9 protein-coding genes and 7 pseudogenes are annotated in these 16,182 nt (G+C 48.8%); 10 read left to right on the forward strand and 6 right to left on the reverse strand.

Annotated elements, in window-relative coordinates; translation table 11 throughout:
* Positions 1-100: 100 nt before the first annotated feature.
* The 3 genes and pseudogenes from BCL93_RS16775 (at position 101) to BCL93_RS16790 (ending at position 4,191) form a co-directional block, all read left to right on the forward strand.
* Positions 101-1,078, forward strand: a complete 978-nt coding sequence (locus BCL93_RS16775; RefSeq protein ID WP_112056515.1) for an ISAs1 family transposase — start codon at positions 101-103, stop codon at positions 1,076-1,078.
* A gap of 107 nt (positions 1,079-1,185) precedes the next feature.
* Positions 1,186-2,694, forward strand: coding sequence for a hypothetical protein (locus BCL93_RS17190; RefSeq protein ID WP_146742512.1), 1,509 nt, complete (start codon positions 1,186-1,188; stop codon positions 2,692-2,694).
* Between the two features lie 380 nt (positions 2,695-3,074).
* Positions 3,075-4,191 (forward strand): annotated as a pseudogene (locus BCL93_RS16790) (ISAs1 family transposase).
* Here the strand turns inward: BCL93_RS16790 and BCL93_RS16795 are convergent.
* Positions 4,115-4,378: a transposase gene (locus BCL93_RS16795; RefSeq protein WP_112056518.1), complete on the reverse strand. Its 264-nt coding sequence runs from the start codon at positions 4,376-4,378 to the stop codon at positions 4,115-4,117. The pseudogene BCL93_RS16790 and the gene BCL93_RS16795 sit on opposite strands and share 77 nt — an antisense overlap.
* 295 nt (positions 4,379-4,673) lie before the next feature.
* On the opposite strand from BCL93_RS16795, the gene BCL93_RS16800 reads away from it, so the two are divergent.
* The gene (locus tag BCL93_RS16800; protein WP_112056519.1) at positions 4,674-6,155 is read left to right on the forward strand and encodes a hypothetical protein; all 1,482 of its coding nucleotides are present in this window, start codon (positions 4,674-4,676) and stop codon (positions 6,153-6,155) included.
* Between the two features lie 203 nt (positions 6,156-6,358).
* Positions 6,359-7,516: a hypothetical protein gene (locus BCL93_RS17195; RefSeq protein ID WP_146742513.1), complete on the forward strand. Its 1,158-nt coding sequence runs from the start codon at positions 6,359-6,361 to the stop codon at positions 7,514-7,516.
* Between the two features lie 70 nt (positions 7,517-7,586).
* Here BCL93_RS17195 and BCL93_RS16805 read toward each other — a convergent pair.
* Positions 7,587-8,213, reverse strand: a pseudogene (locus tag BCL93_RS16805) (IS630 family transposase); the annotation flags it as partial.
* A gap of 80 nt (positions 8,214-8,293) precedes the next feature.
* On the opposite strand from BCL93_RS16805, the gene BCL93_RS16810 reads away from it, so the two are divergent.
* On the forward strand, positions 8,294-9,235 hold the full coding sequence (locus tag BCL93_RS16810) for an IS1595 family transposase (protein ID WP_112056520.1): 942 nt from the start codon (positions 8,294-8,296) through the stop codon (positions 9,233-9,235).
* Here the strand turns inward: BCL93_RS16810 and BCL93_RS16815 are convergent.
* A pseudogene (locus BCL93_RS16815) lies at positions 9,223-9,516 on the reverse strand (helix-turn-helix domain-containing protein); the annotation flags it as partial. The gene BCL93_RS16810 and the pseudogene BCL93_RS16815 sit on opposite strands and share 13 nt — an antisense overlap.
* A gap of 212 nt (positions 9,517-9,728) precedes the next feature.
* Positions 9,729-9,839, reverse strand: a pseudogene (locus BCL93_RS16820) (IS3 family transposase); the annotation flags it as partial.
* A gap of 269 nt (positions 9,840-10,108) precedes the next feature.
* Here BCL93_RS16820 and BCL93_RS16825 point away from each other — a divergent pair.
* The 4 genes and pseudogenes from BCL93_RS16825 (at position 10,109) to BCL93_RS17585 (ending at position 14,535) form a co-directional block, all read left to right on the forward strand.
* Positions 10,109-11,230, forward strand: a complete 1,122-nt coding sequence (locus BCL93_RS16825; protein ID WP_112056521.1) for a glycosyltransferase — start codon at positions 10,109-10,111, stop codon at positions 11,228-11,230.
* A gap of 123 nt (positions 11,231-11,353) precedes the next feature.
* A complete protein-coding gene (locus BCL93_RS16830) occupies positions 11,354-12,169 on the forward strand; it encodes a glycosyltransferase (protein WP_220086306.1) in 816 nt (271 codons plus the stop codon).
* Between the two features lie 71 nt (positions 12,170-12,240).
* A complete protein-coding gene (galE, locus tag BCL93_RS16835; protein ID WP_112056522.1) occupies positions 12,241-13,254 on the forward strand; it encodes a UDP-glucose 4-epimerase GalE in 1,014 nt (337 codons plus the stop codon).
* A gap of 288 nt (positions 13,255-13,542) precedes the next feature.
* Positions 13,543-14,535: pseudogene (locus BCL93_RS17585) on the forward strand (IS30 family transposase).
* 11 nt (positions 14,536-14,546) lie between these two features.
* On the opposite strand, the pseudogene BCL93_RS17590 reads toward BCL93_RS17585, so the two are convergent.
* A pseudogene (locus BCL93_RS17590) lies at positions 14,547-14,672 on the reverse strand (IS481 family transposase); the annotation flags it as partial.
* A gap of 640 nt (positions 14,673-15,312) precedes the next feature.
* Positions 15,313-16,086 (reverse strand): annotated as a pseudogene (locus BCL93_RS16850) (transposase); the annotation flags it as partial.
* Positions 16,087-16,182: the final 96 nt, after the last annotated feature.

Genomic DNA, 16,182 nt, shown 5'->3' on the forward strand with positions numbered 1-16,182 from the left:
CAGGGAAAACGCATGAAAAACCGCGCTACGACGGGCCTCGTGGCGCTTTACCAGTAGGAGCTAATGTGGTCATCTAGCAGCTTTTGCTCATGGATGACTCATGCTGACACCGTCTCTTATGCACCATTTATCGATCGTTCCCGACTTCCGACAGGCCTGGAAAGTGCAGCATCAGCTGTCGGACATCTTGTTCCTGACGGTCTGCGCGGTGATATGTGGTGCTGAAGGTTGGGACGAGATAGAGGATTTTGGCCACGCGAAGCTCGACTTTCTCCGCCAGTACGGTGATTTTGAGGCTGGCGTGCCGAGCCATGACACCCTGGCCAGGGTGATGGCGCTGGTGAATGCCGATCAGCTCCAAACCGCCTTTGCCGAGTGGATGAAGGCCTGCCATGACGTCACCGCTGGTGCCGTGGTGGCCATCGATGGCAAGACGCTGCGCGGCTCGTACTGCCGAGGCAAGGGCAAAGGGGCGATCCACATGGTCAGTGCCTTCAGCGCCGCCAATGGGGTGGTGCTGGGTCAGGTTAAGACAGGGGAAAAGTCCAACGAGATCACGGCGATTCCGGAGCTGCTCAAGCTACTGAATCTTCAAGGGTGCCTGGTGACGATCGATGCCATGGGCTGTCAGAAGAAGATCGCCACGCAGGTCCTACAGAAGGGCGCCGATTACCTGTTGTCGGTGAAGGAAAATCAGCCAGCCCTGGCGGATGCTTTCGAGGCGGCGTTCCCTATGAGTAAGGTGGTCAACTTCGAGGGAGATGCCTATGTCACCGATGAGAAGAACCGGGGCCGTCAAGAGACGCGCTATCACATCGTAAGCGATATTACTGAAGATTTTCAGCACCTTAGCTACGAGTGGCCAGGCCTAAAAACGGTGGGTGTGGTGATGAGCTTCCGACAGGAAGGTGACGAAGCACCAGAATCGCCGATGATTCGTTACTACATCAGTTCGGCCGAGCTGAGCGCCATGAAGCTCGCAGAAGCGGCCCGCCAGCATTGGTTTGTCGAGAATGACCCGTTGCAGGACGGAATCCAGGGAGATACGCTTTCACCCATAGCGGATGGCTCTCTTTGATCAGGTTCTTGGCGGAACGCACTGATTTTTCAAGAGGATACCATCCGCTATCTTCGTTTTCAGGCCCGCCTCATGAATAAGACGGGTTTAAAATTTTTGGATAGTGAATGATTAGCTACAATAAAGCTTTATATTTATGTTGTGTCGCTGAGCCATGGGTTTCTGTGGCAAAAAAACTTAAACATGAAGTTGGTATAGAGCCTGTCTATTTTGTTTTCTGGTCAGACCAAAGCGATATATTTTGGAATGAATTTTCTGGAGTGTGTCATCTCCAGACACTAGAAAACGCATGGAAAGGTGAAGGTTTCCCAAAAAATTTAAAGCCTAGTGCTTTAGATGAGGATATGTTAAAAGAGATTGCTTGGTATGAAATTAATGCATTGAAAATGATGGATCGACTGGACCCTTTGGGTAATAGCTTTGGTTTTCAAGAGCGGAGATATTTTTTCCAAGATTTAGTTGGTTCATGGCTAAGTTACATTGAGGCGTCAGGTTTGGATTTGGTTATCTCGCCTTCTATTCCTCATAGAGTTTTTGATTATGCACTTTACGTTGCATGCAGAGTAAAAAATATAAAATTTCTGATGTTTCAAATGTTGCCCTTCGGAAGTAATAGCATAATTATTGATAATATTGATTATATTGGCGATAAATATAACTTTAATATTGGCGGAGGAGTCGATAGGGAAGAGTGCTCGAGTGCCGTGCTGAATAAAATAAGCGCTGTGAGAGCAGATTACGACGATGCCATTCCAAGCTATATGATTGAGCATGATAAAAATTCGAGGATAAGTGTTAAGAAGTGTATGGATTTGACTCTTAAGCCACTTGCGAATATTGTTCTATCAATGCTTGGCCTTAAAAAGCCGAATACCTATTGGGTAGAGCCAGGCAAGATGCCTTGCTTGTCTGAATACTCCTACTTTAGTTACTATGTAACAGCTCTTAAGCGCGCAGCTAGAGTGAGGGGGTTCAAGGAAAAATATAGTCGATTAGTTTCTTTTGATTTGCCGGAAAAGTTTATTCTTGTTGCTTTGCATTATCAGCCGGAAGAAACTTCTTGTCCAACTGGTGGGAGTTATTCTGATCAGATAAGCTTGGTAAAAGTTCTTGATGAGACTTTGCCTCCTGATGTTAAAATCGTGGTAAAAGAGCATAAGTCGCAGTTTTATACCCATCAGGAAAGTAGCTCTGGTAGAGATGACAGCTTTTATGACCGCATAAGATCAGTTTCTGATCGGATATTCTTTGCTAGCGTGGATAAGTCTCCTTTCGATTTAATTGATAAGGCGGCCGCGACAGTAACTATAAGTGGTACGATAGGTTGGGAGAGCGCAGTGAGAGGAACTCCAGCTCTGGTTTTTGGTAGGGCTTGGTATGAGTTTATGCCTAGGGTTTATAAGGTAAAAAATAAATCTGATATTGTTATGGTTTGGCCGTCAATTCTGGAAGATAAAGGCAAAAATTTGGATCGGGAAATACTTGCGTACCATGCTAAAATACAAAAGTTCTTTATACATGCCAAGCACTACAAAACATTTATGAGTAACGATGATGTTTCTATGGCTGCGTCCGCTGATAATATTGCTATTGGTTTGAAGGAGTTTTTGTTGTAATAGTTTTGCAATCTAATGCCTAAAATATAATCTTCAATGTAAATTTTTTTACCAACACAGAAGTGGACCCTACTGTTCAGACCACCTGGCAGGTAACCTAAGCTCGGATCGGGTCATCATCGGCGTCAGGCCGACTGGGTCAGTGGTTGAAGGAAGTACACCTCACCGGGTGTCGCATCGGCTAATCCTTGATGGGCCGCTCCCGGTTGTACCAAGTGAAGTAGTTCCTAAGCTCCCGCTTCAGGTCGGCCCCTTCATTGAAGGCCTTCAGATACACGCACAGGGAAAACGCATGAAAAACCGCTCTACGACGGGCTTTGTAGCGCTTTACCAGTAGGAGCTAATGTGGTCATCTAACGCCTTTTGCTCATGGATGACCCATGCTGACACCGTCTCTCATGCACCATTTCTCGATCGTTCCCGACTTCCGCCAGGCTGGGAAAGTGCAGCATCAGCTGTCGGATATCCTGTTTCTGACCGTCTGTGCGGTGATCTGTGGTGCCGAGGGCTGGGACGAAATCGAGGATTTTGGCCACGCAAAGCTGGATTTTCTTAGCCAGTACGGTGATTTTGGTGCCGGAGTTCCCAGTCACGACACGTTGGCTCGGGTGATGGCCCTGGTGAGGGCCGAGCAGTTGCAGTCAGCCTTTGCCTAGTGGATGAAGGCCTGCCATGACGTCCCCGATGGGGCGGTGGTGGCCATTGATGGCAAGACACTTCGCGGCTCGTACTGCCGAGGTAAGGGGAAGGGCGCCATCCATATGCTCAGCGCCTTCAGCGCGGCAAATGGGGTGGTCTTGGGTCAGGTCAAGACAGCGGAGAAATCCAACGAGATAACAGCCATTCCGGAGCTGCTCAAGCTACTGAACCTGCAAGGATGCCTTGTGACCATCGATGCGATGGGTTGCCAGAAGAAAATCGCCACGCAGGTCCTTCAGAAAGGTGCTGATTACCTGCTGTCGGTAAAGGAAAATCAGCCAGCCCTGGCTGACGCGTTTGAGGCAGCGTTCCCAATGGCCAAGATGGTCAACTTCGAAGGGGATGCCTGTGTCACGGATGAGAAGAACCGGGGCAGGCAAGAGACGCGTTATCACATCGTAAGCGAACCTACTGAATACTTTCAGGAGCTTAGCTACGAGTGGCCGGGTTTGAAAACGGTAGGTGTGGTCATGAACTTCCGTCAAGAAGGTGACGTAACGCCAGAGATGCCGATGATCCGTTACTACATAAGCTCAGCCAATCTTAGCGCCAAGAAGCTTGCCGAAGCGGCCCGCCAGCATTGGTATGTCGAGCACAAACTTCACTGGTCTCTGGACGTTGCTCTTCGTGAAGATGCCTGAAAAATCCACCGCGGACAGGCGGCGGAAAACCTTGCGAGGGTCCGGCATATTGCGCTGAATTACCTGAAAGGGGAGAAGTTTCAAGGGTGGAATCCGGCGAAAACAGAAGAAAGCGGCGCTGGATGACACGTACCTTGCAGACGTTCTCGCGGTCTAGTTTTTTTCATGCGTTTTCCCTGGAGGTCGAAGGCATCGTCCAGCAGTTCACGCTTCCACAGGCTCGCCCTAGACGGGTGTACCTCGAAGCGGGTGGCCAGTTCGGAGGTAGTCTTACCCCCCTTCAGAGCGGCGAGGGCCACTTTGGCTTTGAAGTCACCGCTGTACCGCCGACGTTTCTTGCTCATGATTAGGTTCTCCTGGCCGGTCTGATCAGAGCTTAGCGCCTGGTCCGAATTTCGGGGGCTACTTCAAATAACGTTGTGCTTGGACCTGAGACCACCTATCAATTTATTTAGTTGCTTGCGATATAAAATTCCGAAGATTGAATCTCTTTTTTCACTCATATTTAGTGTGAGGCGCTATCGTTATTCAGTATATAAAGGCAGTCTTTTTTGTGATTTTATTTTTATTTTCTGCGGCTTAGGTTTTTGAGTCAATAGTGCTTCGTAATTTTTGTCATGAATTATAGGTTGTATTTTAATGGTTGAAACTTTTTCCGTTTTGGATGCTCCAGTCACTCTGAAGTCAGATCTAGCTAGCGAGTTCCCTTTATATTTGTATGTCCTTGAGGGAAGTAAAGCTGTGTTATACTCTGATTCAATCAGTGATCTATTATCAGACTTGCGTATAAGAAAGCCTTTAAAGATATGTAGTGAAGGCGTGTCTTTTCTCTTGCAAAGTGGTGTTGTGCCACCCCCTAAAACAGTGTTTGAGGGGGTGTACGTTATTGGCATTGGTGATGAAGCACATTTATCTGCCAGATCTAACCAGGTTGACGTTTTTTTTAGTCATAACTATCCATTTTTGAACAGATATCGTCCTCCTGTCGGCTCTATGGACCCCGATTTTGATACTGTTTTAGAAATGCTTGCCACAGCAACATCTAGTAGGCTGGACCATGGACGAGATAGCTATCTTTTCCATAGTGCAGGGAAGGATAGTAATACTATCGCTCTAGCTCTTGCGGAGGCTGGGTGGCAAGATAAGGTATCATTAATTACTCATAAGTCTAAGGGGAGCTCTGATGAAAGCGAGCTTAGTGCTAGAATAGCTAAGAGGCTTGGGTTTAAGCACAAAGTGCTTAAAGAGGTTGAAGTTCTATCACATAGTGGCCAACAGGAAGCGACTTCATATTTTAAGGACACTTTACTTCCTTGTACAGACACGGTAAGTATGGCTTACCCATTATATTTGCAGCAATTGCCTGGTTTGAGAGGGTCTAATATCATTGATGGTGGCGGTAATGATAGCTATATGATGATTCCACCGACGAAAAAAGAAAAGTTTTTCCTCTCATTTTCTAAGTTAATGCAATATGGTGCTAGTGCACGTGGCCAGCTTAGGTCTGAGAGTGTTGCTATGCCGCTTACGCGTACCCCTGCAGAATGGTGTGGTGCCAACGGGTTTTCATACTCTGATTCAAAGAAGATTTTTCCAAGCTCAGTAGATGTTCTTGATTATTGGAGAGGTGCAAGTAGGGTTAAGTCAGAGCTAGATGATGTTGATTTTAAGACAAGCGTGCTTGCGCCAGTGGTTGCATCTGAGTTGCATATACGTAAAGTTAGGATATTCGCTGAAGCGGTTGGGTCTCGACTTGTTTTGCCATTTTCCAATGAAAAGTGTGCCAGATATTTTTCTAAAATGCCGGAAAGCTATCTTTTTGACAAGAAGTCATCTCGCAATAAATTAATACTTCGTGATTTGCTAAAGGATAGGTTGTCGCTTGATTCTGACAAGATAGGAAAGATGGGGTTTAGTTATGATTCGCGTTCTTTTGTTATAAATAATTGGGAGTGGATGCAATCTCATATATATGCTTGTGATGTTTGGGATAAAGCAGGCGTTGATGAAGTAATACCCCGCCTGAGAATTAGTATGTATGGTAAGGGATGGTCGGCTGGTGCAGCTGGAAGGCTGCTATATAGAATCTTTCTATTGTCTATATTCTTCAACACTAGGTGAATATTATAGGAATAGGCTTGAGGCATGCTGCATCTCCAGTGGGTTGTGGCCAAGCGCTTAACACCCATTATTGGCATAGGCGGTTAAAAGTATCTAAATGGCCTGAATGCGGCCCATGCCTGTGAGCAAACTTATCACATCATCCTTAAGCCGGCATCTTTGTCATGCGTGGCATTTAAAATAATGGACTTGAATCCCCATTTATGAAAAATAAAATGCTTGCTAGTGTTGAAGCGAAAATATTGTTTTTAGGTTCGCTTGTAGGCTACAATGACGCATTACTTTTGTTGCCAGTTTTTTTCTTTACATTCTGTTTGCTTCAGAGACAAGCTGAATTGAAGTCAAAGTGGATGTTGTACATTTACGTCTCAGCTGTTCTCATTTTGTTATATGCCTGCCTGTCTTTATTCCTGCCGGACTTTTTTCTTCCGATTGAGAGGGATAAAGAGTTATTGCCCTTCAAGGTCGTTGGTTATTTGGCTCTTTTGTTTAATGTTGCAGTTATATTATTTTACTTTAAAGACAGGCCTCGGCGGTTTGAGAAAGTTATCAGTATTGTTCTTTCTTTTCATTTGTTTCTTTTTTATCTGCAAGCGATTTCTTATTATTCCTTTGGTTTTTATATAGATTATATGGAGGTGATCTCTGGGAGTTCTCAGAGAGCTTTTTATTTAGGCTATTTAAGGCCAACTGGTGTATTTGTGGAGCCTTCAACATATGCATACTTTACGTTAGCGCTACTGGTTGCAAAGGTTTTTCTGAGGAAGAGGTCTTACGTATTTGTAGGTCTGACCCTTATCTCTATAGCCTTGACATTTTCAACTGCAGCATACGTAAGTATACTTGTATTTATTCCTGTTTATTTGTTTTCAGTTTCTAGCGGAAAAAAGAGTCTGATTGCTATTTTTTCTTTCGCCTGTGTTTTATCCCCTTTTCTGTATGCTTCATCTTCTTTTCAGTTGTCTCGTTATTATGAAAATTCTGGGGGCATAGCTTCTTCAGATTCGGTTCAGATGAGGTTGAAGCTTGTCCAACATATATTCGATAGAGAGGTTTTGTCTCCAGGCTTCTGGTTGGGTAGTGGTGTTTATTCTTATGAAAAAGATGTTTATGCAGCTCAAAGTGGTAGTAGCCGAATAGCAGCTGTAGATGATGGCACGGTAGTAGTAAGTTTGTTTTTTAGATTCGGATTGCTAGGTATCTTGATTTTTTATATGATGCTAAAAAACTTTAGAGGATGGAGGGCAAGGGGGCTGATTTTATCTGTTTTCGCAACTAAAATAATCTTTTTGGATTTGATATTTTGGTTGCCATTTGTTGCATATGCTGTTTCCTGCCAAACAAAGGAAAAAGATATTTAAGCAGCTTTTTGATACACGAGTTCCTGAATTCATACAGTAACCGCAGCACTTTGGCCCACTAGGTAAGTGGCTATTCAAAATTAATCGCGTGCGCAACTCCGTAGCTACCGAGTAGGCAATAGACCTCGTTGCAGAGACGATCAAACGAGAGGTAGGCACTCAACGGCAGCCATGCGTACTTCATCTGCCGCCACAGAATCTCAATCAGGTTCAGCTCCGGCGAGTAAGCCGATAGGTAGACCAGGTGCACACGATGCGACATCCACTCCCCTATCTTCCTCCTGAAGGCCTTGGAGCGATGCATGCTGGCATTGTCGAGCACCACGACGGCGAAGGTATCGGGGTCTTTCTGGGCCACCAACTGGTCAAATGCTTCGATGACTGTCTCGGTCGTCACCGGTTCTGTGGTGGTATGGTAGACCAGCTTCCCGGCTCGGCTGAGGAACCCTAGTACGTTCAGCCTTCGGCTATGGGAGTAGGCGGTCACTTCGAAGGGCTGACCGATGGGACTCCAGGCGTAGGGCACCGGCGACGATTGTGAAAAGCCTGACTCATCAAAGTAGTAGAGCTCGTGTTCGCCTTGGTCTTCCCGCTGCTGAAGTACTTTGAGGAGGCCCTGAGTGTTGCGGAAATCCGTTTCGTCACGCCGAGCCTTCAGCGAATGCCGAATGCGCTTGAAGCTGAGATCATTTTTTTTCCTGATTACTCATGTTGATCAGCCACCACCCCGCCAGCCTGGTCTACACTGATGTTATATCCAGTAGAGGAGGCGGCGTCATGGCACGTAATCCCATCCAGTTCCAGCCCGGCCTGTCGTTGCCGGCGTTTCTCGCGCAGTACGGCACGGAAGCGCAGTGCCGAGCGGCTCTCTTCCAGCATCGTTGGCCACGAGGCTTCGTCTGCCCTGACTGCGGCAACACGACCTCCTGCCAACTCGCGCGTGGGCTCTACCAGTGCCATCGCTGCCATCATCAGACCTCGCTGACTGCCGGTACCATCTTCCATGGTACTCACCTGCCGCTGACCACCTGGTTCCTGGCGATCTATCTGCTCACCCAGCGCAAGAACGGCCTCTCGGCGTTGCAGCTGTCCCGCGAACTCGGCGTCAGCTACAACACCGCCTGGAAGCTCAAGCATAAGCTGCTGCAGGTCATGCACGAGCGCAACCAGGGAGAGAGGCTCTCCGGACGCATCGAGCTGGATGATGCCTACCTGGGCGGGGAACGGTCGGGCAAGCGTGGGCGCGGCGCTGAGCACAAGTTCCCGTTCGTGGCGGCCGTGCAAACCGATGAGGAGGGCCACCCACTGCGTGTTCAGCTTCGCCGCGTGCGCGGCTTCACCCTCGCCGAGATCCGTCGCTACGCCCAACAGGCCATTGCCCCCGGGAGTTGGGTCATCAGCGACGGCCTCGGGTGTTTCCGCGCCTTCGATACGCCGCTCTACGTCCATGACTGCCACATCACCGGGGGCGGGCGTGCCAGTGTGAAGAACCCCGAGTTCAACTGGGTCAACACCCTGCTGGGCAACGTCAAGAACGCGATCACCGGCACTTACCATGCCATCCGCGGGCCGCATGCCCCACGCTACCTGGCCGAGTTCGAGTACCGCTTCAACCGGCGCTATGACCTCAAGGCCATGATCCCGCGCTTTCTGACGGTGGCGGCGAGAACGCCGCCGATGCCGTACCGGTTCCTGAGGATGGCTGACTCATATGCGTAATCAGATTTTTTTTTCAACGCCCGGCGAAGAGTCACCGTGCTGAGCGTCTTGCCGGTCTCTTCTTGAAAGCGAGCCTGCAAGGATCGAATCTGATAAGGCTGTTCGGCGACCATCTCCTGCAGTCGCTGGTGGTCGTGCTCATCCAAGATTGGGGTGCGACCACTGCGAGGCTTGTCGATGAGCCCGTCGAGCCCCGACGTCTCCCACTGTTTGAGCCATCGAGATACGGCATCGCGGCGGACCTGCAGTATCTCACTGATCTGGTCGATGGTGTGGCCTTGAACGAAGCGCCTTGCCATGGTTCCGTCCGTGTCAGAGATCCTAGGCGGATGATACACGAAAACTTTAGGTTAGGCGCTTAGAGGCGGGAGGGGCAGTGCCGGTATCCTTCCGGCTCACCGTTCAAAGTGAAGCAGAGCATGGGATGCCGACAGCTGACCCAGACCCAACGATACCAGACCTATGATCTTACCCAGTAATCGTGGACATCGATCTAAGCGATCATTCGAGCCTCGAAGGCTTCTGGGCTGATCATCCCAATCGCACTGTGGCGGCGCTGCCGGTTGTAGTCCATCTCGATGTATTCGAACACGTGCCGGCGCATGTCCACCCGCGCTTGTTGCTTGAATTTAGGACACTATGCGGGCAGGTGTCCGAATATATTGAAATGCGTTACAAACAGTCACTCGAAAAATTGAAGTTTTTAGTTTTACCCGCTCTAGGGGCTTCAAGGTCAACTTGAGCGTTGACGTCACTATATGTAGGTTCCGGGCATCATGGTTTATTGACCATGACTCACTAAAACCCCCAATAAAAATATGACCTTTTTTGGTTTATTGTTAGCTAGCTGTTCGTTTTTTATAAGGCTTATTTATGATTAAAGTTCTCTATTTGCTCTCTACATTGCAAAGGACTGGGCCAACTCAGCAATTGTTCTATATAATATCAAATCTTGATAGGGAGGAGTATGATCCGGTTGTTGTGACTTTGTCCCCAGAGCCAGAAGACAGCCTGTTGGCTACATATGAAAGCGATGGAATCAAGGTGCTTCAGTTAGGTTTAGGTCGAGTGAGAGGTCTTTTTAAGGCTAAGCTTAAAGTTGAAGAGATAATCTCAAGTTTTCAACCTGCTATTATTCACTCGCAAGGTGTTAGAGGCGATCTTCTTTCCTGCTCGTTAAATTCAAGTGCAAAAAAAATAACCACAGTAAGGAACTACCCGTCAATCGATTATAGAATGATGTATGGCCAGTTTTTAGGTTTTATTATTTATAAGCTTCAGGTTTTTTCTTTTTCAAAAATTGATCTATGTTGCGCTGTGTCTGAAGCAGTGTTATCTAATTTAAGAGAATCCCATAAGTTAGAAAATGTTTGCACTGTAAGAAATGGAGTTTCTCAGTCCCGCTATAATCCTGGCGATGAACAGTCAAAGAGCGATGTTAGGGAAAATTTGTCTATCCCTTGCGGAAGTAAGGTTTTTTTATCCCATATTGGAAAAGATTCTCGTAAGAATAGCGCCCTCGTAGCTAAAGCATTTTATGATAAATTTGGCTATAGTAAGGATGTTTACCTAATTTTTTTAGGCAAAGGGATGCAAGAAAAGGAGTGTCGGTGGCTTACAAAGGATGTCGATAATGTCCTGTATTTAGGGTCTGTGAATAACGTTGAGGATTATCTTAGGGCCTCCGATTTCTTTGTCTCAGCCTCTAGAGCTGAGGGTATGCCAAATGCCGTTCTTGAAGCAATGGCTTGTGGTCTTCCGGTTATTCTTTCTAATATTGAGCCGCATGCCGAAGTTCATTACCTATCCAATGGTTCGGCATACATGTTTGATGTGGACTCTCCACGGTCTCTTGAAGGTGCTATGCTTAAAGCAATGAAGGCAGATTATAATTTGGATAGAGAACGCTCCCTTAAATGCATTGATGGCGAATTGAGTGATAGAGTTATGTCATCAAAATATCAGGAAATATACGCCAAAATTATTGCAGTTTAGAGATATAATATTGAGTATATTAGTGCTTGATCTGCTTCCTAGTTAGAGATTTTCATGCCTTTTTGTTGTGGTGGTTTTTTGGCCATCCTGGAATATTTCAAAATTTATTTTTGGTGCTTAAGTATGGAGCTGTTGCCGTTTTCTGTTCTCTTGTCTGTTTATTTTAAAGAGAGCGCCTTATACCTTGATGCTGCTTTTGAAAGCATTTGGGATAACCAGTCTTTAAAGCCAGATCAAATTGTTCTAGTCAAAGATGGGAAGCTGTCCTCAGAACTGGATGCTACTATTAGTATGTGGTCGGAAAAACTTGGTCCGGTATTAACTGTTGTGGAATTGAAAGAGAATGTGGGTTTGGCCACAGCCTTGAATGCAGGGCTTGATTATTGTGACTACGAATTGGTTGCTCGTATGGACACTGATGACATATCTCTTTCAGAAAGATTTTATAAGCAAGTTTCTTTCATGACTCATAATCGAGATGTTTCAGTATGTGGTGCTATTGTAGAAGAGTGGGATGAGCGTTGTTTGGTAAGGTTGAGCATACGCAATTTGCCTTCTTGTCATGAGGGGATAATGAAGTTTGCCAAAAGACGATGTCCTGTTAGTCACCCTGTTGTGATTTTCAGGAAAGAAGCTGTGATAAGTTCAGGTGGATATCCTGTGGTTTATCCTGAGGATTATCCGCTCTGGATAATGATGTTAAGCAGAGGTTATAAGTTCTACAATGTTCCAGAAGTTTTGTTGAGAATGAGAGCTGGTGATGAAATGCTTTGTCGACGAGGATGGGGATTTTTCTTGGGTGAAACAAAAGTTTTTTATCTGATGTGGAAGCTCGGTTTCACTGGCTCATTTGATTTCTTCTGCAATGTTCTGACAAGAGGGGTCGTTAGGTTGTCGCCGAGATTTATTAAAGTTTTATTATATAAGTTCGCAAGGTGATTGGTTGTAATTGGTTGTGATTTTTTTGGTTTTCTATATTTTAAGTTTGAGCCTTTGAAAGGTTTTATTTTATGACTATTCTAGTAACAGGTGGTGCTGGTTATGTTGGGGCGCATACTGTTGTTGAGTTGCTTCGTCACGGCTATGAAGTTGTTGTGGTTGATAGCTTGATTAATGGCTCTAAAGAAGCACTGAGAAGAGTTGAGGAGATAAGTGGAAGGTCTATCCATTTTTTCGAAGGTGATTTGCGCGATCGTGCATTTTTAGATGAAATATTTTTAGCTCACAGTATTGTTTCAGTAATACACTTAGCAGGTCTTAAAGCAGTAGCTGAAAGTGTTAAAAACCCGCTGAAATATTATGATGCTAATGTGTGTGGTAGTATCGTGCTTTTCCAAGCTATGGCGTCAGCAGGAGTGCGCAATCTGGTCTTTAGCTCTTCAGCAACTGTTTACGGTTTGGAGGCACCAATTCCTTATGTGGAAACAGTTGATAGAGGAAAAGCTTTACATCCTTATGGTAATTCTAAAGCTATAGTTGAGCAGTTTTTAACCGATCTCTGCTCCTCGGATGAGCGCTGGTCTGTTGTTATACTTCGTTATTTTAATCCGATTGGGGCTCACCCCTCTGGCTTGATAGGAGAAGATCCAAGAGGTATACCTAACAATTTAATGCCATTCATATCACAAGTGGCAGTGGGGCGGCGTCCAGAACTCTCCATCTATGGAAGTGATTACCCCACAAAAGATGGCACATGCATTCGTGATTATTTGCACGTTGTTGATTTGGCATTAGGGCACGTCACTTCCCTTTTTAAATTAAAAACTCCGGGTATCTACACTTATAATTTAGGTACTGGTCAAGGAGCCTCAGTGCTGGATGTGGTGCGCACATTCGAGTCGGTGACTGGAGAAAAGGTCCCATACCACTTTGCTGATCGTCGGGACGGTGATTTAGCTGCTTTTTGGGCGGATGTAAGAAAAGCCGGTCGTGAGTTGGACTGGCGCGCCGAAAGAAGTTTGGAAGATATGGTGCAGGATACTTGGCGTTGGCAGAGAGACAATCCCCATGGATATATAAAGTGAAGATATAAAGTCAGGAAATGTCATTCTTTCTGGTTTTGCTGGACTCGTTTTAGTTATGGAGTTTTTTAGAATGCGCACAGTGCTTTGGGTCCATCTCTCAGCGCCGGCACCCTCCCTACCTATCGGGTCCCGTGTGATTAATTACCCGCTTGGCAATAGTTCAAGTCGCTTGACTGACCACTCTTTCCTGAATTCATAGAGTAAGTGCAGCACTTTGGCCCACGAGGTAGAGGCGGGAGGGGCAGCGCCGGTACCCTTCTCGGCTCACCGTCCAAAGTGAAGCAGAGCATGGGATACCGACAGCTGACCCAGACCCAACGATACCAGATCTATGCCCGTCATGACGTGGGCATGAGCCGACGACAAATCGCCAGAGAGCTTGGCATTCACAACAGTACAGTCAGCCGGGAGCTGCGCCGCAACGCCACCGAAAGCGGTTACGATCCTGAGCGGGCGCAGTCCTGCAGTGATCATCGGCGCCGCACCGCCTGGAAGAGGACAAAGCGCTTGCCCAGTATGATTGGCGCTGTCGTCGACCGGCTGCGAGAGGAATGGAGCCCAGAGCAGATCAGCGGTTTCATGGCCCCCTTGTCTGGCATCGGCGTCAGTCACCAGTGGATCTATTCCTTAATCTGGGATGACAAGGCCCGCGGCGGCGATCTCTGGCAGCACCTCCGCCAGCCCAAGTGGCGGAGCAAGCACCGGGCTCAGGCGAAGAGTGCAGGACTCGGCAAGATGCCCAGCCGCGTGGGCATCGAGCATCGCGCGGCTGAGATCGATGAACGGCGCTTCATTGGCCACTGAGAGGGCGACACAGTGGTCCAGGGGCACAAGCAGTCGGGCCTGATCACGCTGGTCGAGCGCCGTAGCGGCTACCTGCTCGCGGCACGGTTGCCCAAGCTCTCAGCGGAGCTGACGCAAAAAGCCATGATCCGTCTGCTGAAGCCTCGCCGGGGTGCTGTCCAGACCATCACGCTGGATAACGGCTCGGAATTTGCCGACCACGAGACCGTGGCCCAGGCGGTGACGACGGCAACTTACTTCTGCGATCCCTACTGCTCCGGTCAGCGTGGGACCAATGAAAACACCAACGGTTTGATACGGCAGTACTTCCCCAAGGGAACGGACTTCCGGCGGGTCACCGATGCCGAGCTGCGCAAGGTGGTCGAGAAGCTGAATGATCGACCCCGAAAGCGTCTCGGCTATCGAACACCGGCACAGGTATTTCTGGGGGAATATTCAGGCGCCCTGGATACCGCAGGTGCTGCGCTTGTTGCTTGAATTCAGGTTTCCTAGCTGTCGGGGCCCGTGTGATTGACCACCTGCTTGGTAAATAACTCAGGTCGCTTTGCCTGCCATTCCTTCATCACCGCAATCGGTGATTGATGGTTCTGCGGGATGCGGTGATTGTGCAGCCACTACAATGAGCTGTTGAGTTAAAAGTCTGCATTCGCCCTGAGTTCATGAATTTCTCACTGCTGCTGGGTTGGAGTAGGCAGCTTTATTTTTTGCTACCATTCGGTAATGAAGTAGGTTCGGAGTTAAAAAGAATGGTAATGCCCGCTATCGTTTATGGCTCATCAAAACAACGCTTTATAAAGTCGTGGCAAGTGCGACACCGCCCGGCAAGCAGCTGGGCGGTGTCGTTATTTTTGGCGCAAGAAGCAGTGAAGCATGAGGCGTGACATGTGTAGAATGAATCCCGCCCAGCGGTTATGCGGGAAGCGGGAGCGCTGGCTCTCACCGAAGGCTTGAGAGCGCATCATGGCATTACGTGACGGCTTCCTGACAACAAGAGCGTTCGATACGCCACAAGCACATCTTAACCCGCCTCATTCACGAGGGTGCTGATCGAGCGTTCTGAAGAGGCTGGCTGGCGGCATCGTTCATCAGGATCGCTATCTTCGACGCGAGAGGGCGCTGAGTAATGCCCGAGAGCCGCTTTTCTCTAGCTTCCTTATCGCTATGTGGAATCAATGGCGACCGGCAACGCAGCCGTGATCGTCGGCCGCCGCTGCGGTCGCTCGATTCCTGGCGCTGTGGGGTCCCTCTGGAGCGTCAGCTCAGCGCGGTCAGTCTCGGCATCCCCTTCAGCAGCGTCGGCCACCACTTGTCGGCGGCGGCACCGAGGTGAACGGTGATGCGCCGGGCGTGCAGCCTCAGCGTGGCGGCCACCTTGAGCACCTGCTCGCGCACACGACTCAGGCTCCAGCCCTGCCGAGTCTGCCGCTCCAGCAGGCAGCGCAGGCCATGCAGGACCTGGTAGGCGTAGAGGCTGAGCAGCAGGCTCACCTCGTTGCGGGCCATCACGTCTTGGACGGTGGAGGCGCCGCGGTCGGTCGACGAGAGGTGTACGTCGAGCGCCGACTTGACCTCGCCCATGTGCGATTCGGCGCTGCCGCGCTTGCGGTAGAGCGCCAGGACCTTCTCGGGCGGCCAGTCGAACTTGCCGAGGTTGGTGACCAGGAAGAAGGCATGCAGCAGCAGGTCATCGGGGCGTTCCTGCACGACGAGTACCACGCGCCTGGGGGTTGGCCAGGAACCGGCTTGGTACTCCAGGTCGTAGCACCACTCGCGAGGCTGCTCGGGTGGCCGGCCGCGTGGCCGTTTCAGGTACGGTGCTGCCAACTTCTGCAGGCCCGTGTGGCTGCGCAGCCGGCCCAGGTACTCGATGTTGCGGTCTTCCAGTGCCTCCAGCGTGTCGTTGTCGGTGAACCCGGCATCGATGCGCACCCGAACCTGGGCCCCGGTGCTCTCGTTGAGTCGCCGGACCAGATGCGGGATCCAGGTATCGGCGTTCTCGGCCGGACCGGCGTTGCCCTCGCGCAGGAGGCAGGGAAAACGCATGAAAAACCGCGCTACGACGGGCCTCGTGGCGCTTTACCAGTAGGAGCTAATGTGGTCATCTAGCAGCTTTTGCTCATGGAT

Origin of the sequence: Onishia taeanensis (assembly GCF_003268885.1) — a bacterium.
Taxonomy (GTDB): Bacteria; Pseudomonadota; Gammaproteobacteria; order Pseudomonadales; family Halomonadaceae; genus Onishia; species Onishia taeanensis_A.

Bases quoted from the DNA above. Each gene is read 5' to 3' on its own strand.
- BCL93_RS16775 (WP_112056515.1), top strand. From the start codon at position 101: ATGCTGACACCGTCTCTTATGCACCATTTATCGATCGTTCCCGACTTC.
- BCL93_RS16830 (WP_220086306.1), top strand. From the start codon at position 11,354: ATGGAGCTGTTGCCGTTTTCTGTTCTCTTGTCTGTTTATTTTAAAGAG.
- BCL93_RS17195 (WP_146742513.1), top strand. From the start codon at position 6,359: ATGAAAAATAAAATGCTTGCTAGTGTTGAAGCGAAAATATTGTTTTTA.
- galE (WP_112056522.1), top strand. From the start codon at position 12,241: ATGACTATTCTAGTAACAGGTGGTGCTGGTTATGTTGGGGCGCATACT.
- BCL93_RS17190 (WP_146742512.1), top strand. From the start codon at position 1,186: ATGATTAGCTACAATAAAGCTTTATATTTATGTTGTGTCGCTGAGCCA.
- BCL93_RS16795 (WP_112056518.1), bottom strand. From the start codon at position 4,378: ATGAGCAAGAAACGTCGGCGGTACAGCGGTGACTTCAAAGCCAAAGTG.
- BCL93_RS16800 (WP_112056519.1), top strand. From the start codon at position 4,674: ATGGTTGAAACTTTTTCCGTTTTGGATGCTCCAGTCACTCTGAAGTCA.
- BCL93_RS16825 (WP_112056521.1), top strand. From the start codon at position 10,109: ATGATTAAAGTTCTCTATTTGCTCTCTACATTGCAAAGGACTGGGCCA.
- BCL93_RS16810 (WP_112056520.1), top strand. From the start codon at position 8,294: ATGGCACGTAATCCCATCCAGTTCCAGCCCGGCCTGTCGTTGCCGGCG.